The sequence below is a fragment of the Ruminococcoides intestinale genome, from assembly GCF_040095935.1.
Taxonomy (GTDB): domain Bacteria; phylum Bacillota; class Clostridia; order Oscillospirales; family Acutalibacteraceae; genus Ruminococcoides; species Ruminococcoides intestinale.
In genome coordinates, this window is the sequence record NZ_JBBMFQ010000005.1 from 135618 (window position 1) to 154726 (window position 19109).

Consider the following 19109-nt stretch of genomic DNA (forward strand, 5'->3'; position numbering starts at 1 on the left):
AGAATATACACAAAATCAAATTATGTGCAAAAGCGGTTGAATTATTTTTAAAATTGATATAAGATAAACTGAGAAAACAATTACGGAGAATTTTACAGACTATGAGAACACTTGAAATTAAAAAGAATGACGCAAATCAGCGACTCGATAAATTTTTACAAAAAAGATTCAAAACTCTGCCAAAGTCGCTAATGTACAAATATATAAGGAAAAAGTGTATTAAGGTAAACGGTAAAAAGTGTGATATTCAGACTATGCTCAAAGAGGGCGATGTGCTTACCTTTTATATTAAGGACGAATTTTTTGAGGCATCGGAGCAAAAAAACTATGAGTTCATGAAAGCACCGAAAACCTTTGACATTGTTTATGAGGATGAAAACCTTATACTTATAGATAAAAAGCCGGGCATAATCGTACACCCCGACAAGAATTATCACTTTGATTCACTTGTTGCAAGAGTTCAGCACTACCTGTATGACAAAGGTGAATACAATCCCGATGAAGAAAAAGCCTTTGCGCCTGCACTTGTCAACAGAATTGACAGAAACACGGGCGGAATTGTTATTGCGGCTAAAAATGCCGACAGTCTGAGAATTTTAAATGCAAAAATGAAAACAAGAGAGCTTGAAAAATATTATCTCTGCCTTTTATACGGAAAACCAAAAAGGGACTGCGACACACTTCACGGCTATATGACCAAGAATGAAAGTAAAAACAAGGTTACTGTTTTCAAAAATGAGGTTGAGGGTTCAAAAGAAATCAAGACAAAATATGAAATTCTTGACTTCAACGGCAAATTCAGCCTTGCCGAGGTTGAACTGCTGACGGGCAGAACTCATCAGATAAGAGCGCATATGGCATCAATCGGACATCCGCTTGTAGGCGATACAAAATACGGCAAAGGCAAAAAAGCACCCGATAGCATTAAGTATCAGGCGCTTTACAGCTATAAGCTGAAATTCAATTTTGAAACCGATGCAGGCATTCTTAATTACCTTAACGGCAAGGAATTTGAGGTAAACGATGTATGGTTTGAAAAAAACGGAAAGATAAATCTAGATAGATAAAGGCGGTCAATAACCGCCTTTTGCTTTGCAAAAACAAAAATTTTAATCTTCTTTAATACACATAAACGCACTCATTGTGCCTCTGTGACCTTTGGTGGCACGGTGACTCCATAAAAGGTCGCTGTTGCAATTGGTGCAGACATCCGAAACTGTTATGTTTTCATTCTTTACACCTGAAGCAGTAAGAATCTGACGGTTGGTTTCAAGGAGATCGACCATATATTTTCCGTTTCCTTTTTCAAAAACGAACTTTGAGCTGTCAAGGTCTGCAAGATTCAGAAAATGTTCTGCACATGGGTAGTCAACCTCATAGCAACAAACTGAAATTGCGGGACCGATTGCAGCTTTGATATCGGAAGGATTTGTACCGTAAAGCTCAGTCATTTTCTCAACAACCTTTTCCCCTATTCTGCCGACAGTTCCTCTCCATCCGGCATGAGCAAGCCCGATTGCCTTATTCTTTGTATCGACAAAAAACAGCGGTGTGCAGTCGGCATAGTAGGTTACGAGGGTTACTCCCTTTTCATTTGTAATCAAGGCGTCAACGCTCTCCATATCACGGGGCTTGTAGATACCTATGCCCTTTTCGGCAGATGTTACGGCTCTTACAACAGTGTGGTGATCCTGTGCCGAGGCTACAAGACTTTCATAGTCAAAGCCTGCACTTTTGCAGAATCTTTTGTAATTTTCGGTTACGCTGTCGGGATTGTCACCTCTGTTGAATGCCATATTCATTGATGTAAATTCACCCGTTGACACACCGCCGAGTCGGGTTGTGAATGCGTGATTGATGAAACTAATTTCTGATAAAGAATTATATGTAAGATACGGAATCGTATCAATGTTGTTGAGCTTCATTGTTTTTGAAAAAAATTTCATAAGTGTTCCTTCCATATTTTATAATAAGATTATTTTTAACCGATTAATTGCTTTGTCAATATCTTCCGACAAAATATTATGCTTGAAACACGGCTGAGTTAATGATATACTATATTCATTCAGAGGTGTTGATTATGAAAAAAAGTTTGTTTGGCAAGAATATTCCTGTCAACTGTTCATATTGCGAATACAACGGAATTGAAAATGATATTATGTTCTGCAAAAAGTCAAAGCAGGTCAAAGACGGAAAATGCAGATCGTTCAAGTATGACCCGTTGTTGCGTATGCCGAATGTCACGGTTTTTAAGACAGATTTTTCGGCAAAGGATTTTAAACTTTAATCCGCCGTATTTTTATTATACAGGAATGAATTTTGTTAATATTCCTTTTCAGAATTAAATTACACATTCAAAAGAAAAAGCTTTACCGTTTTTTGGTAAAGCTTTTAGTTTTGCAGTCTTTATAAATTTACGCCATCTGAAAATCACGAATATAGCTTGTGATAGCCTTTTCAATGATTTCCTTTGCCTTGTCAACACCGTCAGTTTCGGTTACCGAAGTAACCTTGTCAGCCTCAAGTGTTTTGTAAACCTGGAAAAAGTGCTGAATTTCTTCAAAATAGTGTTTTGGAAGTTCGCTGATGTCGCTGTAGCAATTGTAGTTGGGATCGTTAACGGGAACTGCAATAATTTTTTCGTCACAGCTATCGTTATCAACCATATTGAGAACGCCGATAGGCTTGCATTCAACGAGCGTCATCGGCTGAATTGTTTCACTGCACAAAACAAGAACATCAAGCGGATCGCCGTCATCTGCAAAGGTTCTCGGAATAAAGCCGTAGTTGGCAGGATAGTGAGTTGATGTAAAAAGCACACGGTCAAGCTTGAGCATACCTGTTTCTTTGTCAAGCTCATACTTGTTTTTGCCGCCCTTTGAAATTTCGATTACTGCATAAAACTTGTCTTTTGTAATTCTCTTCGGAGAAATGTCGTGCCAAATGTTCATAATTTCTGTCACCCTTCTTAACCTTATTTTTTGTATATCCTGTAATACCCTGTGAAACATTATGTTATGGTTTAATTATAAGAAATCTGTCAAACTTTGTCAAGGAATTTTTGTAATTTCAATCAAAATAATTCAAAATAAATAATTCTCGGTCATAATTATTCAAAGATTATGACCGAGTTTGATTATTTAAGTGTTTTAAATTTTAAGTGTTGTCATAAACCTCTCGCCTGTGACCTATAGACAAAGCAAGAATAACAAGTTCTTCGTCTTCTATAAGGCAGAGCAGTCTGTAATCTCCGATACGATACCGCCATTGACCTTTGCGATTTGCCGTGAGAGCTTTTCCCTTTACTCTGGGGTTTTCACAACCCGACAAATTCTTTTCAATCCACGCTTTAATCATCTTCATGGTATATCTGTCGAGTTTTTTAAATTCTTTTTCAAATCTCGGAGTGGTTCTTACAACATAACTCATATGTCAAGTTCCTTCCAAAAATCAGAGATTGGTCTGCTTTCTTCACCGCTCTTTTTGTATTCATCATAAGCGTCATCAAAAACGGCAAGGTCATATTCTTCTTCGATTTTTTCAAACAAAGCCTGTTTAAAAGCCTCTCCGAGTGATATTGAGTGCAACCGAGCATAGCTGTCTACTATTTTCTTTTCCTGTTCTGTTAATCTGATTGAGAATGCCATAATACTGACCTCCTTGTATAGTACATTGTACTACATTATTATTTCTTTGTCAATGAATTTTATTCGATAAAAGTAAAAGAACACGACAAAATCAATCTGCCGTGTTCAATGTTATTAAATTTACTTTCTCACATTTTCAACAATAACTTTTACAAACTGAATTATAAATGTCGGGATGAATGCAAGGAGGGCTATAAAGCCTGCCTGTGCGCCTGTGAGTGCGGTAACACTGAAAAGCGGCTGCACAAACGGAACAAACAATACAAATGTGAGCAGTAATGTTCCGATAAAGAAAGCACCTATGCTTGCCGTATTTGAAAAAAGTCCGAGTTTAAAGATTGAATGTGTACTTCTGCAATTAAAGCCGTGGAACAGTCTTGCAAGCGTGAGTGTTGCAAACGCCATTGTGCTTGCAACGGCTGGACTTGTCTGAAGTCCGATGTAGAATGAAATGAGCGTTACAACGGCAATCAAAGCACCCTGTCCGAGCATAAGAGCAGAAAAGCTTTTTGTAAGGATTCCCTGTTTCGGATCACGGGGTTTTTGTCTGAGCAAATCTTTTTCGGGCTTCTCCATACCGATTGCAATTGCGGGAAGTGAGTCTGTAAGAAGGTTGATAAACAGAAGGTGAACCGCCTCAAACGGTACGGGCAGAGCCATGATTGAACAGAACAACACGGCAAAAATGCCTGCCATATTACCCGAAAGCAAGAAAAGAATTGCATTTTTAATGTTGCGGTAAACATTTCGGCCGTTTGCAACCGCCTTGATAATTGTAGCAAAGTTATCATCCTGAAGAATCATAGATGCGGCGTCTTTTGAAACTTCGGTACCTGTGATACCCATTGCAACACCGATATCCGCTTTTTTGAGAGCGGGTGCGTCGTTTACACCGTCACCTGTCATGGAAACAATGTTGCCTTTTCTTTGCCAAGCCTCAACGATTCTGATTTTGTTTTCGGGAGAAACTCTTGCATAAACAGAAATTTTCTCAATTTTTTCGTCAAGCTCCTTATCGCTCATTGCGTCAAGCTCAAGACCTGTAACTGCGATGTCGCCGTCATTGAAAATACCAATCTGCTTTGCAATTGCACTTGCTGTGATTTTGTGGTCGCCCGTAATCATAACAGGCTTGATTCCTGCACGGATTGCATCGGCAACAGCCTGTTTTGATTCCTCTCTCGGAGGATCTATCATTGAAACAAGTCCGATGAATGTATAATCATTCTCTGTGTCAACCGTGAGAGCCTCATCAGATTCCTTATACGCAAAGGTGAGAACACGGAGTCCCTGTTCGGAATATTCACGGTTAACTCTTGAAATCTCAGCCTTATCTTCATCTGTAATCGGACGAATACCGTCTTTTGTTGCGATACTTACACAACGGTCAAGAATTGAATCAAGCGCACCCTTTGTGAGAATATGATTTACACCGTGCATTTTGTACTTTGTGCTCATCATCTTTCTGTCGGAATCAAACGGAACCTCCTCAACCCTTGTAAGAACATCCCTAAGCACATTTTCGTCAAGTCCGATATGCTGAAATGTTTCAAGCAAAGCGTACTCGGTCGGGTCGCCTATTCCCTTTCCGTCAACGATACTCGAATCGTTATTAAGAACCATATCGTAAAGGAGATGACGGTGGCTTTCAATATTAAGGTCGAGCTGATCCTCAAGAATACTTTCGCCGTTCACATAGATTTTCTGAACAGTCATTTTGTTCTGTGTGAGCGTACCCGTCTTATCGGAGCAGATTACAGACACACAACCGAGGCTTTCAACAGCTTTCAAATCCTTGATAACGGCATTTTCTTTTGCCATTTTTTGCGTACCCATTGCCTGAACAATTGTAACGATTGAGCCGAGTGCCTCAGGGATTGCGGCTACTGCAAGTGCAACGGCAAACATAAGAGAGTTAAGAACCGACATTCCGTTGAACATACTCAAACCGAAAACTACTACACAGATTGCCATAATAATAACGGCAAGTCTGCTCGAAAATTTATCAAGGCTGAGCTGGAGGGGAGTTTTCTTGCTCTTTGCCTGATTCATAAGTGTAGCAATTTTACCGATTTCTGTGTTCATACCTGTTTCCGTAACAACGACAATTGCTCTGCCGTATGTTACAAGGCTGCCCGAAAAGACCATATCAGTGCGGTCGGCAAGCGGAACTTCCTTTTCAATTGTCTCCACACTTTTGTCAATATTTGTAGATTCACCCGTAAGCGAGCTCTCATTAACCTGTAAAGAATAGTTATTTATTATTCTTCCGTCTGCAACAACAAGGTCGCCTGCCTCAAGTACAACAATGTCGCCGGGAACGATGTTTTCTGAATCAATTTCAATTTTTCTTCCGTCACGGATTACCTTTGCCGAGGGTGACGAAAGCGATTTAAGGCTTTCAAGCGACTTTTCTGCCTTGACATGCTGAACCGTGCCGAGAATAGCGTTAAGTGTGATTACCGCAAAAATTACGATTGTGCTTTCAACACTTCCCGAAAACATTGAGACGATTGCCGCAATGATAAGGATTATTACCATAAGGTCGGCAAACTGACTTAAAAACACCTGAAAAACAGATTTCTTTTTGCTTTCTTCAAGCACATTTTTTCCGTGTTTTTCAAGAAGGCTGTCAGCCTGTTGTGACGAAAGTCCTTCGCTTGTGACACCGAGCTTGTCAAGAGTTTCGCTCTCGGTCAACTGATACCAATTTTTCATAATTTTCTCCTCCGTTCGGATTGCAGAATACAGACAGACTGAAAAAGGCAAATAAAAAAGACCTTTATTGCAAGGTGCAACTCACCCTACAATAAAAGTCTTGTCCTTTAAGATATAACCGATACCGAAAACGGTATGTACTGACGATTAATATCACAGATTATCTGCGAACTACTCCCCTTTATCTGCAACCATTCTATCAAATTTATTCCTCATTGTCAACAGAATTTTCCGAAATTTTGTTGATATCATCATTTTCGGCAACAATTTCATCTGTGACAAGGTATCTTTTGCGTTTTTTGGGTTTACTGCAGGTTGCAAATATTATGCCCAAAAATGCAAGAAAAGCACCGCTGCATGAAAAGGCTGCGGAGAAATACGGGCGTTCAAGAGCATATGCAACAATTGTTGCAACAATGAAAAGCACTGCGGCAACAAGCATTAATATAAAAGCAGTTTTATAAAGACCGTTCATTTTTCTTTTCATAATCAATCACCAAGATTGTTTGCAATGTTTGCAAAATCTTCAAGTTTAAGCTGTTCCGCCCTTGCATTCAGAGGAACGGAGGAATTTTCAAGAATTGCGTTGACCTCTGCCTTTGGCAAAGAAAGTCCGGATGCAAGAGAATTTGAAAGTGTTTTTCTTCGCTGTGAAAAGGCGGCTTTTACAACCTTAAAAAACTTCTTTTCGTCATCAACCTTCACGGGCGGTTCTTTTAGAATGTTAAGTCTTAAAACAGCCGAATCAACCTTTGGAGCAGGCATAAACGAGCCGGCACTAACCGAAAACAGCATTTCGGGTTCTGCGTAATAGTTGACCGATACCGTTACCGCACCGCTTGCACGAGAACCCACCTCAGCACAAATTCGCTGAGCCGCCTCTTTTTGAACCATAACCGTGATTGCACAAATCGGCAGTCTGTCCTCAAGCAATTTCATAATTACGGGAGATGTGATGTAGTACGGAAGATTTGCGCACACAACAACATCCATGCCCTGAAATTCTTCTTCAATCAGCTTGTGCAAGTCAATTTTAAGAATATCATCGTTTACAACTTTAACATTGTCGTGTTCGGAGAGTGTTTCTTCAAGAACGGGAAGAAGTCGCTTGTCAAGCTCAACCGCTACAACCTTGTCGGCGAGCGAGCAAAGCTCTGTTGTGAGAACCCCTATTCCGGGACCGACTTCAATTACGCCAACTCCCTCTCTGGCGCCCGAAAGCTCTGCCATTCTCGGACAAACTGACGGGTTTATAAGAAAATTCTGACCGAGTGACTTTGAAAAAGTAAAGCCGTGTCTTGAAAGTATATCTTTGATTGTACCTATATCTGATAATTTTTTCATCTTAATATGCGAAGCCCTTTCGGATATTTATTTTTCAGTCTTGAATTTGACGCTTTGCCAAAGCCTGTTGTGATTCCGTCTACGCAGACAGCCGTGTAGCCCTTGACATCCTGTGGCACGGCAATTTCCTCACCGTGAAGATACGCTGCAATTTCTTTACTGTTCACATCAAAATCAACTGCGGATTTACAGTTTTCCTTTTTAGCTGCCGTAAATGCGCTGTGATGCGGTTCGATTCTGTTCTTGACAATTTCGCCGAGAATAACTCCCGCACGGAGAATCTGCAAGCCTTTTACATCAAAATTATAATTCTGTTGAAGAACTATAATTTTATCCTTTATAACCTCAATATTTTCACCAAACGGTCTGTCGATAAAAATACTGTCATAAAAATCAAAAATTTTCGAGTCAATTTTATTATTCTTTTTAGGAATATTATAATTAGAATACGGCTCGCCCTTTTTGTGAAGCTTGGCGGCAAAATGTCCTTCTCCGCCGTCCATCGGGAAAATTCTTCTCGCATAATCAAGCGTAGGTCTGCCGAATGTTACGCCCGAATCAACAAGTTCAAAATCGGGATTTTCTGTAAGGAACCGAGAAATTACGCCCTCGTTTTCTTCCTTTGAAAAAGTACAGGTTGAATAAACCATATATCCGCCGTTTTTCAGGGCATCCTTTGCACTGTTAAGAATCAAAAGCTGACGGGCGGCACAACTCTTTACATGCTCAATGCTCCATTCACGCTCCGCATCATTCTTGCGGAACATTCCCTCACCACTGCAGGGGGCGTCAACAAGAATCCTGTCAAAACGGTTTTCAAGCCTTTTGCAAAGTTCATCGGGACGGCAGTTTGATACAACTGCGTTTGAAATTCCCATTCGTTCAATGTTCGATAAAAGAATATTTGCTCTGTTCCTTACAATTTCATTGCTCCACAAAAGTCCTGTTCCGTTAAGTTTAGCGCCAATTTGCGTACTTTTTCCGCCCGGAGCGGCACACAAATCAAGGACATAATCGCCCTCATGAACATCAAGCATTGTAACTGCCGAAGTTGCAGACGGTTCCTGAACATAGAACGCTCCTGCATGGTGCAGAGGATTGTTGCCGATTGACTTAACATCGGACGGAATATAGAAGCCCTCATCGCAAAACGGAGTTTTTTTCAGTTCAAAATCAAGAAGTGAACAAAGCTTTTCGGGCAAACATTTTAAGGTATTGACACGAAGTCCCTTTATGAAATCGTCGCTGTTGTAAAATTTTAAAAATTCGTCAAATTCATCACCCAGAAGTGATTTCATTCGCAATAAAAAATCATTCATGAATAAACAAGCCTTTTCGGGTTAATAATAGTTTTGTAAAGGAGGTGTTGAAATGAATTTCAATCAGAATCGGAACAACAATCAGAACAAGAACGAGCAGAACAGCCAGAATAAGAATCAGAACAACAATCAGAATAAAAATCAGCAGAACAGCCAGAACAAAAGTCAGAATAATTGCAGATGATTACATTCTGAAGTTCTCCCAAGCCGTGTCTTTTGATGCGGCTTTTTTCTTTATGGGAATTAATAGCCGTATTCTTCGCCGATGATAATAACCTTGATTCTGTCAATATGTCTTTGCTGAGCAGATACCACATAGTTACAACAGATTCTTGTGTCACCGTGACAACCGTCACAGAGCTCGGGATTTTCTTTTTTCAATGAAACACATTCGCCTGTTTTTCCGCAGGGGGTTTCAATGCCGAGTCTGATTGTATTCTGCGGAGCGGCAATTGTTTTAACTCTCTTGATTGCCTCGTCAATATTCTTTACAATTTTGTTGATACCGCATACAACGATAACGCTTTTCGGACCGTAAAGAAGTGCGGCAACACGGTTTGAGTTGCCGTCAACATTATAAAGCTCTCCGTTTTCGGTAAGAGCGTTTGTACTCATAAAAAATGTGTCTGCCCTGAAAGTCTGACGGTAAACCTCTTCAACCTCGGGACGAGTCATTCCGGGTGCGGAACGGTCAAGAAAATTGTAATCGGGTGAATTAATTATCTGATAAATTCCCGTTTCGTCGAGAGTTTTTGAACCTCCGCATGAAATTGTTTCGCCCTTTTTAATGAGTGTTTTTACAAGTGCCTGAGCCTCTTCCCTGTTTTCGCAAAAATAAGGTTTCATCTTGTTGCGTTCAAGATTTTTCATAACTTTCTCAACTTTTGCTCTCATTTCATCAGTCATAATAATTTCTCCGTTTCATAATTTCATAAAGTAATTAAGCAAGTTTTTGCACCAAATAATAGTTCTTTAAAAGAACAATATCCGCCCCTACGCTTGACATTCTGTCTACGGTTACAATCTGCTCACACATAATAATTGTGATATCATACACTTGCCAACATTTTCACCAAAATCATATGTAATCATTATACAATACAAATTGAATTTTGAAAAGAAAATTATTTGTCAACGGCACGGGTTTTGCGAATAAAATGATAAGAGAATAAATTTAGGAGAGATTTTATGCCGTCAGTTTATCTTTCACCGTCATTGCAGGAGTACAACCCTTATATTGACGGAGGAAATGAAGAATATTATATGAATCTTATTGCAGACGCCATGGAGCCTTATTTGAGGGCAAGCGGAATAGATTTCAGGCGAAACGATCCCGATATGACGCTGAGTCAGGCAATTGCAGATTCAAACAAGGGCAATCACGATTTGCACCTTGCAATTCACAGCAATGCCGCTCCCGAGGGTTCGGCAGGCAGATACACGGGTGCAGATATTTATTACTATCCGACAGGCAGTAACGGCAAGCGTTTTGCTGAAATTCTGCAAAAGAATTACAAGGATATTTATCCCGAACCGAACGATGTTGACATAATCCCCACCACCTCACTTGCGGAAGTCAGACGGACAAAATCACCGTCGGCATTGATTGAGGTTGCATATCACGATAACCCCGAAGAAGCTCAATGGATTAGGGACAACATTAATGCAATCGGCAGAAATCTTGCAAAATCAGTTGCCGAGTATTTTAATATGCCGTTTGTCGAGCCGTAATTTAATTTTGACAAAGAATAAAGGTCAACACGATTATGTGCTGACCTTTTGTTATTCATCAAGATATGCGTTTAAAAATAATCAGATCTTTCGCTCATATTGTTCCTTCCATTACATTTCAATTAGATGTTCACAACATTCGGAACACATATTTCTTTTGATATTGACTGTTTGCCCAACCGCAAATTTCAATTTGTTTTTATACAACTTCAATATCATTCATCTCAATACTGCCCCAGGCTTTTTGCCAGGTGTTTTGGTATTTATCGGGTTTTCTCCTTCTGAAAGTCAGACCGTCTGCAACCTCTAAGGTTTCAAAGGGGGCGGCATCGTTCTTTCGGCTGTAGAAAACATAGCGTGTATAGTATCCGCCACGGACAATTTTTGATATATCTATTTTCAATTTTGCCGTGTGGGTTTCGCCCTTTTTTCCCAAATAGAAATTTTCAACCACAAATGCGGTAACGGGGTATCTTCGGTAATCGCTCACTTCAACACGCAGGCAAAGATTTTCAATATCAGCCTTGTTTTTCCATGTGAGTTCAAGCAGAATCTGCTCGTCATCATAGAAAATATTATTCTCTTTGCCGTTATATCCGGCAAATTGCAGACATAGGTCGTTTCTGTCGGCATGATGCTTGTGTTCGTTTCCGACATATTCAATAGCACGGAAATTTTCGTTTGCACTTCCGAGATAGATTTTTACAGCGTCTTCAACATCGCCGTCAAAAACAATTTTGCCGTGGTCAAGAACTATGCACCTGTCGCAAAGGTCACGAATAGTATTCATATTGTGTGAAACATAGAGGACAGTTCTGTCCTCCTCGGTTGCAAGGTCACGCATTTTCCCGATACACTTTTTCTGAAAGTGCATATCTCCGACAGCAAGCACCTCGTCCATAATCATGATTTCTGCATCAAGGTGTGCCGCAACAGCAAACGCAAGCTTTACGAACATACCCGATGAATAACGCTTTACGGGCGTGTCAATGAACTTTTCGCACTCTGAAAATTCAATAATACTGTCTATTTTTGAAGCGACCTCTTTCTTTGTCATTCCGAGGATTGCACCGTTAAGGTAGATGTTTTCCCTGCCGGTAAGCTCAGCGTGAAAGCCTGTTCCGACCTCAAGCATACTGGCAATTCGTCCCCTGAAACGCACTCTGCCGTCTGTCGGAGAGGTAATTCTACATAAAACCTTTAACAGAGTTGACTTGCCTGCACCGTTAGCGCCTATAATTCCTATGCGTTCTCCACGGTTTACCTCAAGGTTCACACCGTCAAGTGCTAAAAATGTGTCGCCTTTTGTGTATTGTTTGGCACCGATTCTCTGATTCGGATCTTCTTTACCTCTTTTTTTTGCATACCAACTCTGCAAATCATGACGGAGAGTTCCCGAACCGATTGCACCGAGTCGGTATTCTTTTGAAAGATTTTCAATTTTTATTACGCAATTTTCATTCATTTCAGTCATGACATCATACCGTATCTATAAAATTCTTTTCTACCCTATTAAAGACGATTATTCCGAACAGAAGAACGACTGCCGTAACAGCAAAGCTCAATATGAGATATTGCCACGGAAATGTTCCGCTGCCTAAGAACCCGTAACGGAATGTTTCAATTAGCGGAGCAACAGGATTTAAGAGTGCAAGCGGACGGAATGAATCCGACACCTGAGAAACAGGATAAACAACAGGAGTAATATACATCCACAATGTTACTCCGAATGAAACAAGCACACCGAGGTCACGGTATTTTGTTGTTACAGACGAAACAATCAGTCCGCAGCCTGTGCCTAAAAGTGCCGAAGAAAGCAGAATCAAAGGCATAAGCAATGCGCATAAATTCGGGTGAACATTTGAACCCGTAAACATATATATAAGAACAAGTATAAAGAACATTACAAAGTTAATCAAAAAACCGATTGTGTTGTAAATTATGTTTGCGCACGGCATCACGAGCCTTGGAAAATACACCTTGCCAAACAGCCTTGCGTTGCCGATAAAGGTTGATGAACTGCCGTTAAGACAGCTTGAAAAAAATGACCACAAAATGTTGCCTGCCATAAAAAACAGAAATTGAGGCATTCCGTCAGTTGAGATATTGGCAATCATACCGAAAATTACGGTAAAAACAAATGTTGAAAGGAACGGCTTTATTATTATCCACAACGGTCCGAGTACGGTTTGCTTGTAGGAATTTTTAAAATCACGCTTTACGAACAGCATAACAAGGTCACGGTACTTTCGGACATCACCGAGATTAAGCTCAAACAATCTGCGTTTTGAAGTAATATCGGTTATTTCATTATTTTTCAAGCCACATTCCCCTTTTGTCGGTATTTCACATACAAAAAATTTTAACACATTTATATTTTTGTGTCAATTCAGGTTGATTTGCAGACATAATAATGATAAAATAAATTAAGTTTATTTATGAAAGGAATTTGAAAATGACAAAAATTAAAAAGATTTCGGCAATTATGGTTGCCGCAGTTATTCTCTGCACATGCTTTTTAATGAGCGGTTGCGGCGGTAACACAGAGAGCAGTTCTTCTGAAAAAGCAACTTCTGCAGTTTCAAACGAAGAAACAACATCCGCAAGCACAGACACAACCGACTACAAATCAAGCTACACAGCGACTATTGATGTTAAAGACTACGGTAAAATTGAAGTTGAGCTTTATGAGGAGCTTGCTCCGATTACAGTCAAGAACTTTGTTGACCTTGCAAAAGACGGTTTTTATGACGGTCTTACTTTCCACAGAATCATTACCGGCTTTATGATTCAGGGCGGTGACCCAAAGGGTGACGGCACAGGCGGCAGTGAAAAAACAATCAAGGGCGAATTTGCTCAGAACGGTGTTGAAAACAACCTTTCACATACAAGAGGCGTTATCTCAATGGCTCGTTCAAATGAACCCGACAGTGCAAGCTCACAGTTCTTTATTGTTCAGGCTGACAGCACATATCTTGACGGTCAGTACGCCGCATTCGGCAAGGTAACAAAGGGTATGGATATTGTTGATAAAATCTGCAAGGACACCCCTGTTACAGATTCAAACGGTACTGTTGAAAAGAAAAATCAGCCTGTTATCAACTCAATTAAGATTGAGGAAAAATAATGAACGGTATAACTGTTCTTGTTGATGCGGATGCCTGCCCTGTTGTAAAATCGGTTGAAAGGATTGCACAAAAGCACAATGTTCCCGTTGTGCTTTTGTGTGACACAAACCATGTCCTAAAGTCAGATTACAGCGAGATAAAAATTATCGGTGCAGGTGCAGACGCAGTTGATTTGGCGCTTGTCAACCTTTGTAAAAAGGGCGACATTGCGGTAACTCAGGATTACGGAGTTGCGGCACTTGTGCTTGGAAAGGGTGCGTACTGTATTCATCAGTCGGGGAAAATTTTCTCGGATGATAACATAGGCGGTCTGCTTATGGACAGACACCTTGCCAAAAAGGCGAGAATGTCAAACGGCAAGCATCACATTAAAGGACCGAAAAAGCGTACAAAACAAGATGACGAAAACTTTGAAAAAAGCTTTGAATCTTTGCTTGTAAAAGTGTTAAATAATTCTAATCAGGAATAATAATAATTTTTCGGCATATACTTGAAATGCACAGAAATGTGTGTTGCAATAATCATAGGCAAAATGATGTAAATAGTCCATTGGGCAAAACGAAACCCTCGAAGCTACCGACTTCGAGGGTTTCTTCATAGGTTGGCTGTTGAAGTTACTATCTATCCAACCACTTGCAAATATAGTAGGCAACTACACTTGCTTCAACAGATAGGAAAAAGGATATAAGCAACTCCAAGAAAGTCGCCTTCTTCCTGACGGAAAGAGTCAACAGCACAATCAGCATATCACATCTGTTGAGATATATTTCAGCCAACCTTTACAAACAGAACACCCCGAAGAACTTAATCTTCGGGGTGTTTTATGTTTTACCGTAAGAATTTTTGCAGTCGCATACTCGGGCAAAACGATTCAAACTATCTTCCCGACCGCACCTAACAGCTATTAACTTTTCACTCCTCACTTCCAACGGTATCCGTTGGTTCGGTTGATTTGACTTTTTTCTGATAGGTGTCAATACTAAAAATGCCGAGATTTTGTTTCCATTTCAGGATTCGCTTTACGGATGCGTCAACCTGAGCTTCGGAAATTTCACCGTTTTGAACAGCCTCAAGAACTGCGGGATATTGGGTATCGACAGATGAACAACAGAGCAAATCGTTACCGCATTTTGCCGCTGTGACTGCCGCCGCTTCATCTCCCGTAAAATCCGTGATTGCGTCCATGATAAGGTCATCGGTCATAATTACACCGTCAAATTTGAATTCATTTCTGAGAATATCATGTACCTTTTGTGAAAGTGACGCAGGATATTCGCTGTCCATGCAATTAACTATGTTGTGTGAAACAAGAATACAGTCGGCACCGGACTCAATTCCCTGATAAAACGGTTTAAAATCCGTATTTTCAAATTCCGAATAGTCACGGTCATCGTATGCAATTCCCGTGTGTGTGTCGCTGTTATTGCCGTAACCAGGAAAATGCTTCAGAACCGTGCCGAGCTTTTTTGATTTGCTTGTTTCAACAACGGTTCGCACATATCTGTTTTCCATATCAACATCCGAGCTGAAAGAACGGTCATACATAAAGCCGTATTCATCCGAGGTCATATCGCACACGGGAGCCAGATTCACATTGATTCCGAGTGAAAGAAGCAAATCCGCTTTTTCTTCTGCATCATGCTTGACAGCATCCCAACCGCCGTCTGCATAAGTATCTTTTGGAGAAAGAAACGGAGTTTCACGGAGGTTTGGGTTACTGCTGACACGCACAACCGTTCCGCCCTCCTCATCAACGCCGATTAAAAGCGGAATATCCGCCTCGTTCTGATAGCTGTGAATATCGTCAACAACTTCATCTTTGGTTTTACCGTCAAAATCTCTGCCAAACAGGATGTAACCGCCAATATTGTACTCGCTGACCTGTTGCACAGCATCTTCATCGGGGCAGCGTACAAAAAACATCTGACCCACCTTTTCTTCAAGCGTCATATCAGATATGAATTTATCAAGCTTTCGGTCATTAATTTCTTCGGCTGACATTGTTGTCGGCTGAACAGTCGTCTGCTCTGCAGGCTGTGATTTTTCGGACTGACTGCTGTTTTCGGCACAAGCCGTCATTACAAAAACCATACATAATGTAAGCAAAGCAAATGAAGTTATTTTTAATTTTCTGTTAAATATTTTCATAAACGCCTTACGCTTTCTGCATTTTAGTCTGCGCACTGCTTATGACATATACAAGGCACCTTACCGTTACACCGTTTGCCGTGGTACACGATACTGTTGTTTTGCCCGTTTTGTTGGCTGTAATTTTTCCGCTGTTTTCATCAACAGACGCAACAGTCGGATCTGTTGACGAATAGGTTGTTGAACAGGTCGCCTCACCGTCTGCTACAGAAAGATTCAGCAAGCTTGAATTACCCTCTGAAAGTGAAATTTTATTTTTGCCAAAGCTAACCGCCATTGCAAGAAACTTTACATTCACATTCACATTTTTTGTTTTACCGTCAGATGTCGAAATCGTGATAACCGTATCGCCTATGCCCGTGGCAACAATATTGCCGTTTTCATCAACAGAGGCAACTGACGGGTTACTGCTTGAATAACTGACATCTATATCTCCCCTCAACTCCGTAATTTCGCTGTTAAGGGTGTAACTTTCAAAAAGTCCCATAGAAATATCACTTTTCGGCAAAACAAGTTCAGACTTGCTCTGTACTGTTTCGTTAAGCTTTTCGGCAACGATGGGACCGTATATCTTCATATTGGCATATGCAAGAGGGTGAATCCCGTCACCTTTTTTGGTTGTTGCATTATATCTAAAATACTGTGTTGTAATTTCCTCATTATCACCGGTAAGCTCTGTTTCTTCCGAAAGGTCAACATAGGGAATTTCCCACTTATCAAGTATATTTTTCATTAAAGACCAATACTGTGACTGTTTTGTTCTTGTTGAGCAATTGTGACAGAGTACGAACAGCTTAATTGAGTCTTTATAATTCTTGTCGAGAAAATAGCAAATACTTTCCAACGCACCTGCTGTGGTGTATTCATTGTATTTTCCCGATTTATTATTTATATCGGTCATTGCACCCATTTCAACATTTTTGAACAGGTCATTAAAACCGCCGTCAAGCAGAATAACATCGTAACTGCCTTTCATTTCACGGACACGCTCAAGGATACTTCTGTGGTCTGTGCCGATAAAATTCTTTCTTATTGCAAGAGTTGTGCCGGGAGTGGCCTTGTTGGTCATTGTCATATTATATTTTTCGGCAACATAATTGCAGAAAGAATATGTTGAATTTCCCATTGTGTTCGTACCCGAACCGTAGGCAACGCTGTCGCCGTCACAATACATAGTTCTGCCCGAAAGGTAGTCGGGAGCAGAATACATAGCCTTTGCACACGGAAAAAGCTGTGCGTAAAATTCGTTGCCGACAGCCTGCAAAATAAGATTAACATCATTTTCTGTGATTTTGCCGTCATCGTCAACATCGGCAGCCGTCAGTTCTTCCTCGGTCGGAACAGTGTCGATAAGGCTTTTGGCAAGCTTTGCATCAGCTGCCTCAACAGTTCCGTTGTTATTAACATCGCCGTAAATCACATTGCCCGACGAAACAAAGTTTAGCGAATTATCATTGCAATATTTTTCTGCGACAGTCCCCGAATAGCCTTCAAGAGTGAATAATGAATCGGTTGAATACTGCTGAGTGCTTATTGTCTGCTTACTGTAGGTGTCAAAAACACCCTTTTTGGTTGAACAGCTTACCGCAAACGAATCATCGCAAATCTGCGTTACGGACATTGGAATGCTCACGGATTTAAGACTTTTACAATTCATAAACGCACCGTAGCCTACAGTTTTCAAACCAAAATTCAGGTTGATTTTTTCAAGGCTTTCACAACCGTAAAAAGCCCACCATTTGATATTTTTTACTGTGTTTGGAATTGTCACTTCCTTGATTTTGCCTGAATAAAAAGCCGTCCTGCCGATTGAGGTTACAGGCTTTGAATCAATGCTGTCGGGAACAGTAACGACTGCATTCTTGCCCGTATAACCGCAAATTTCGGCTGTGTTATCGTCAAGGATTCTGTATTTAAAGTTTTTGTATGTGCGTTCATCGGTTGCGGCAAAAACGGTTGTACCGACACCTACAACTGATGAAACTATTATTACCGTTGAAAGTAAAAATGATAAAGTTTTTTTGAAATTTCTCATTAAATAGCTCCCATAAATCATTATTCCTATATTTTACTACAAAATGCAACATTTTGTAAATAGGCAAACAACCTAGAATTACCAAAAATAAAAAAACAGAGGAACAACATTGAAAGCAATTCAAAGAATGCTCCGGTTAATCCTCTGTATCCTTTATATATTTTTTAAAAAATCAGCCTGCAAGCACAAGCGGAAGAACATCGTTACGGTCAATGTGAAGAACAACCGAAACCTCGTCACAAACCATTTTTTCAGCTTCTTTGAGAAAACGCTCGTCAGTAATGTGAAGTCGTCTGCCCTTTTTGAGCTGGAGCTTACTGTGGAAGTGCATTCTCCTGATAAGCTCAACAAGCTTCATACAATCGCCGCCCGAAATAATCTCCTTGATCTTTTCACATCTTTCTGCTTTATTGTCAATCCATATTTCATTATCGGTTTTCTGTGACAAAATATCTTTAATTTCATCCGAAGAAAGGACAACACGCATTCTTGACACAAGCATTTCATTCTGAGTCGGAACAAAAAGCGTTGAAGAATCCGAGCAAACAGGTTTTAAAACATAGTATTCAATAGAATCCTTTCCGATTTTTTTCGTTGTAATTTCGGTAATCTCACAAACTCCGTTTGAGCCGTAAAGAACAATCTCGCCAATACTGTACATACTTTCACCATCCGTATAATCGCATCATCTTAAATTTCAGATAAACACTGAGTTCTTACAGTACTATTATACCACTTTTTGCATAATTTTGTTATAGGCAAAATTACCGAATTTGACAATTTTTTCACTGTGGGAAATTAGAGCATATTCTACCAAAATCCGTTAAAATAGAATTGGTTTAAATCCGAAACAGGGTACAAAATACGCTCTGCGGATATTTTACGAAAAGGCTCTTGGAAATGCAAGACATTTTAATTGGAGGCGTCGAGGAATTTATGCCTATTGACAAACACATTTAGGTAATTTGAAAGGTCAAAAATGTTATTGTTCGGTATATATTTTAAGTTGATAAAAATATCTGAATCACAGATATTAAAT

The 19109-nt window shown here is 40.1% G+C and carries 20 protein-coding genes; 6 read left to right on the top strand and 14 right to left on the bottom strand.

Annotated features, from left to right (window positions below; translation table 11 throughout):
- Window positions 1–101: 101 nt before the first annotated feature.
- Window positions 102–1067, top strand: a complete 966-nt coding sequence (locus WMO31_RS09160; protein ID WP_367999568.1) for an RluA family pseudouridine synthase — start codon at window positions 102–104, stop codon at window positions 1065–1067.
- A 42-nt stretch (window positions 1068–1109) separates the two neighbouring features.
- Here WMO31_RS09160 and pgeF read toward each other — a convergent pair whose 3' ends face one another.
- Window positions 1110–1946: a peptidoglycan editing factor PgeF gene (gene pgeF / locus WMO31_RS09165; RefSeq protein WP_367999569.1), complete on the bottom strand. Its 837-nt coding sequence runs from the start codon at window positions 1944–1946 to the stop codon at window positions 1110–1112.
- Between the two features lie 134 nt (window positions 1947–2080).
- On the opposite strand from pgeF, the gene WMO31_RS09170 reads away from it, so the two are divergent.
- The gene (locus WMO31_RS09170) at window positions 2081–2287 is read left to right on the top strand and encodes a hypothetical protein (RefSeq protein WP_015524077.1); all 207 of its coding nucleotides are present in this window, start codon (window positions 2081–2083) and stop codon (window positions 2285–2287) included.
- Between the two features lie 127 nt (window positions 2288–2414).
- Here WMO31_RS09170 and WMO31_RS09175 read toward each other — a convergent pair whose 3' ends face one another.
- The 7 genes from WMO31_RS09175 to WMO31_RS09205 form a co-directional block, all read right to left on the bottom strand.
- Entirely contained in the window at window positions 2415–2951 is a 537-nt protein-coding gene (locus tag WMO31_RS09175) for an inorganic diphosphatase (RefSeq protein ID WP_015524078.1), read from the bottom strand.
- Between the two features lie 205 nt (window positions 2952–3156).
- A complete protein-coding gene (locus WMO31_RS09180) occupies window positions 3157–3429 on the bottom strand; it encodes a type II toxin-antitoxin system RelE family toxin (protein ID WP_101029525.1) in 273 nt (90 codons plus the stop codon).
- Window positions 3426–3647: a type II toxin-antitoxin system RelB family antitoxin gene (gene relB / locus WMO31_RS09185; protein ID WP_015524080.1), complete on the bottom strand. Its 222-nt coding sequence runs from the start codon at window positions 3645–3647 to the stop codon at window positions 3426–3428. The genes WMO31_RS09180 and relB overlap by 4 nt, the downstream gene beginning before the upstream one ends.
- Window positions 3648–3767: 120 nt before the next feature.
- Entirely contained in the window at window positions 3768–6365 is a 2598-nt protein-coding gene (locus WMO31_RS09190) for a cation-translocating P-type ATPase (RefSeq protein ID WP_367999570.1), read from the bottom strand.
- 205 nt (window positions 6366–6570) lie between these two features.
- Window positions 6571–6852, bottom strand: a complete 282-nt coding sequence (locus WMO31_RS09195; protein WP_367999571.1) for a hypothetical protein — start codon at window positions 6850–6852, stop codon at window positions 6571–6573.
- A gap of 2 nt (window positions 6853–6854) precedes the next feature.
- Window positions 6855–7709: a 16S rRNA (adenine(1518)-N(6)/adenine(1519)-N(6))-dimethyltransferase RsmA gene (rsmA, locus tag WMO31_RS09200; RefSeq protein ID WP_367999572.1), complete on the bottom strand. Its 855-nt coding sequence runs from the start codon at window positions 7707–7709 to the stop codon at window positions 6855–6857.
- Complete coding sequence (locus WMO31_RS09205; protein WP_367999573.1) at window positions 7706–9028, bottom strand: RsmB/NOP family class I SAM-dependent RNA methyltransferase; 1323 nt, start codon at window positions 9026–9028, stop codon at window positions 7706–7708. Before WMO31_RS09205 ends, rsmA begins: the two co-directional genes overlap by 4 nt.
- Window positions 9029–9080: 52 nt before the next feature.
- Here WMO31_RS09205 and WMO31_RS09210 point away from each other — a divergent pair, with 52 nt between their 5' ends.
- Entirely contained in the window at window positions 9081–9212 is a 132-nt protein-coding gene (locus WMO31_RS09210; RefSeq protein ID WP_015524085.1) for a hypothetical protein, read from the top strand.
- Window positions 9213–9271: 59 nt separating this feature from the next.
- On the opposite strand, the gene WMO31_RS09215 is transcribed toward WMO31_RS09210, so the two are convergent.
- Window positions 9272–9934, bottom strand: a complete 663-nt coding sequence (locus WMO31_RS09215) for a lactate utilization protein (RefSeq protein WP_367999574.1) — start codon at window positions 9932–9934, stop codon at window positions 9272–9274.
- Between the two features lie 282 nt (window positions 9935–10216).
- On the opposite strand from WMO31_RS09215, the gene WMO31_RS09220 reads away from it, so the two are divergent.
- Window positions 10217–10759, top strand: coding sequence for an N-acetylmuramoyl-L-alanine amidase family protein (locus WMO31_RS09220; RefSeq protein ID WP_015524087.1), 543 nt, complete (start codon window positions 10217–10219; stop codon window positions 10757–10759).
- Between the two features lie 199 nt (window positions 10760–10958).
- Here WMO31_RS09220 and WMO31_RS09225 read toward each other — a convergent pair whose 3' ends face one another.
- Together WMO31_RS09225 and WMO31_RS09230 are read right to left on the bottom strand one after the other, a co-directional pair.
- Window positions 10959–12233: an ABC transporter ATP-binding protein gene (locus WMO31_RS09225; protein ID WP_367999575.1), complete on the bottom strand. Its 1275-nt coding sequence runs from the start codon at window positions 12231–12233 to the stop codon at window positions 10959–10961.
- Between the two features lie 4 nt (window positions 12234–12237).
- Window positions 12238–13080, bottom strand: coding sequence for an ABC transporter permease (locus tag WMO31_RS09230; RefSeq protein ID WP_242956451.1), 843 nt, complete (start codon window positions 13078–13080; stop codon window positions 12238–12240).
- A gap of 134 nt (window positions 13081–13214) precedes the next feature.
- On the opposite strand from WMO31_RS09230, the gene WMO31_RS09235 reads away from it, so the two are divergent.
- Both WMO31_RS09235 and WMO31_RS09240 read left to right on the top strand, forming a co-directional pair.
- Window positions 13215–13886 carry a peptidylprolyl isomerase gene (locus WMO31_RS09235; RefSeq protein ID WP_367999576.1) on the top strand — a complete coding sequence of 224 codons (672 nt, stop codon included), beginning with the start codon at window positions 13215–13217 and terminating at the stop codon, window positions 13884–13886.
- A gap of 8 nt (window positions 13887–13894) precedes the next feature.
- On the top strand, window positions 13895–14356 hold the full coding sequence (locus WMO31_RS09240; protein ID WP_181971294.1) for a YaiI/YqxD family protein: 462 nt from the start codon (window positions 13895–13897) through the stop codon (window positions 14354–14356).
- A 443-nt stretch (window positions 14357–14799) separates the two neighbouring features.
- Here WMO31_RS09240 and WMO31_RS09245 read toward each other — a convergent pair whose 3' ends face one another.
- From WMO31_RS09245 to WMO31_RS09255, 3 genes are all read right to left on the bottom strand, one after another.
- A complete protein-coding gene (locus WMO31_RS09245) occupies window positions 14800–16035 on the bottom strand; it encodes a glycoside hydrolase family 3 protein (protein WP_367999577.1) in 1236 nt (411 codons plus the stop codon).
- 7 nt (window positions 16036–16042) lie between these two features.
- Window positions 16043–18070, bottom strand: coding sequence for a leucine-rich repeat protein (locus tag WMO31_RS09250; RefSeq protein WP_367999578.1), 2028 nt, complete (start codon window positions 18068–18070; stop codon window positions 16043–16045).
- Between the two features lie 172 nt (window positions 18071–18242).
- Entirely contained in the window at window positions 18243–18731 is a 489-nt protein-coding gene (locus WMO31_RS09255) for a CarD family transcriptional regulator (protein WP_101069956.1), read from the bottom strand.
- Between the last annotated feature and the right edge of the window lie 378 nt (window positions 18732–19109).

What these genes read in the sequence shown, in the direction of transcription:
- WMO31_RS09160 (WP_367999568.1), top strand. Translation starts at nt 102, where the DNA reads ATGAGAACACTTGAAATTAAAAAGAATGACGCAAATCAGCGACTCGAT.
- pgeF (WP_367999569.1), bottom strand. Translation starts at nt 1,946, where the DNA reads ATGAAATTTTTTTCAAAAACAATGAAGCTCAACAACATTGATACGATT.
- WMO31_RS09170 (WP_015524077.1), top strand. Translation starts at nt 2,081, where the DNA reads ATGAAAAAAAGTTTGTTTGGCAAGAATATTCCTGTCAACTGTTCATAT.
- WMO31_RS09175 (WP_015524078.1), bottom strand. Translation starts at nt 2,951, where the DNA reads ATGAACATTTGGCACGACATTTCTCCGAAGAGAATTACAAAAGACAAG.
- WMO31_RS09180 (WP_101029525.1), bottom strand. Translation starts at nt 3,429, where the DNA reads ATGAGTTATGTTGTAAGAACCACTCCGAGATTTGAAAAAGAATTTAAA.
- relB (WP_015524080.1), bottom strand. Translation starts at nt 3,647, where the DNA reads ATGGCATTCTCAATCAGATTAACAGAACAGGAAAAGAAAATAGTAGAC.
- WMO31_RS09190 (WP_367999570.1), bottom strand. Translation starts at nt 6,365, where the DNA reads ATGAAAAATTGGTATCAGTTGACCGAGAGCGAAACTCTTGACAAGCTC.
- WMO31_RS09195 (WP_367999571.1), bottom strand. Translation starts at nt 6,852, where the DNA reads ATGAAAAGAAAAATGAACGGTCTTTATAAAACTGCTTTTATATTAATG.
- rsmA (WP_367999572.1), bottom strand. Translation starts at nt 7,709, where the DNA reads ATGAAAAAATTATCAGATATAGGTACAATCAAAGATATACTTTCAAGA.
- WMO31_RS09205 (WP_367999573.1), bottom strand. Translation starts at nt 9,028, where the DNA reads ATGAATGATTTTTTATTGCGAATGAAATCACTTCTGGGTGATGAATTT.
- WMO31_RS09210 (WP_015524085.1), top strand. Translation starts at nt 9,081, where the DNA reads ATGAATTTCAATCAGAATCGGAACAACAATCAGAACAAGAACGAGCAG.
- WMO31_RS09215 (WP_367999574.1), bottom strand. Translation starts at nt 9,934, where the DNA reads ATGACTGATGAAATGAGAGCAAAAGTTGAGAAAGTTATGAAAAATCTT.
- WMO31_RS09220 (WP_015524087.1), top strand. Translation starts at nt 10,217, where the DNA reads ATGCCGTCAGTTTATCTTTCACCGTCATTGCAGGAGTACAACCCTTAT.
- WMO31_RS09225 (WP_367999575.1), bottom strand. Translation starts at nt 12,233, where the DNA reads ATGACTGAAATGAATGAAAATTGCGTAATAAAAATTGAAAATCTTTCA.
- WMO31_RS09235 (WP_367999576.1), top strand. Translation starts at nt 13,215, where the DNA reads ATGACAAAAATTAAAAAGATTTCGGCAATTATGGTTGCCGCAGTTATT.
- WMO31_RS09245 (WP_367999577.1), bottom strand. Translation starts at nt 16,035, where the DNA reads ATGAAAATATTTAACAGAAAATTAAAAATAACTTCATTTGCTTTGCTT.
- WMO31_RS09250 (WP_367999578.1), bottom strand. Translation starts at nt 18,070, where the DNA reads ATGAGAAATTTCAAAAAAACTTTATCATTTTTACTTTCAACGGTAATA.
- WMO31_RS09255 (WP_101069956.1), bottom strand. Translation starts at nt 18,731, where the DNA reads ATGTACAGTATTGGCGAGATTGTTCTTTACGGCTCAAACGGAGTTTGT.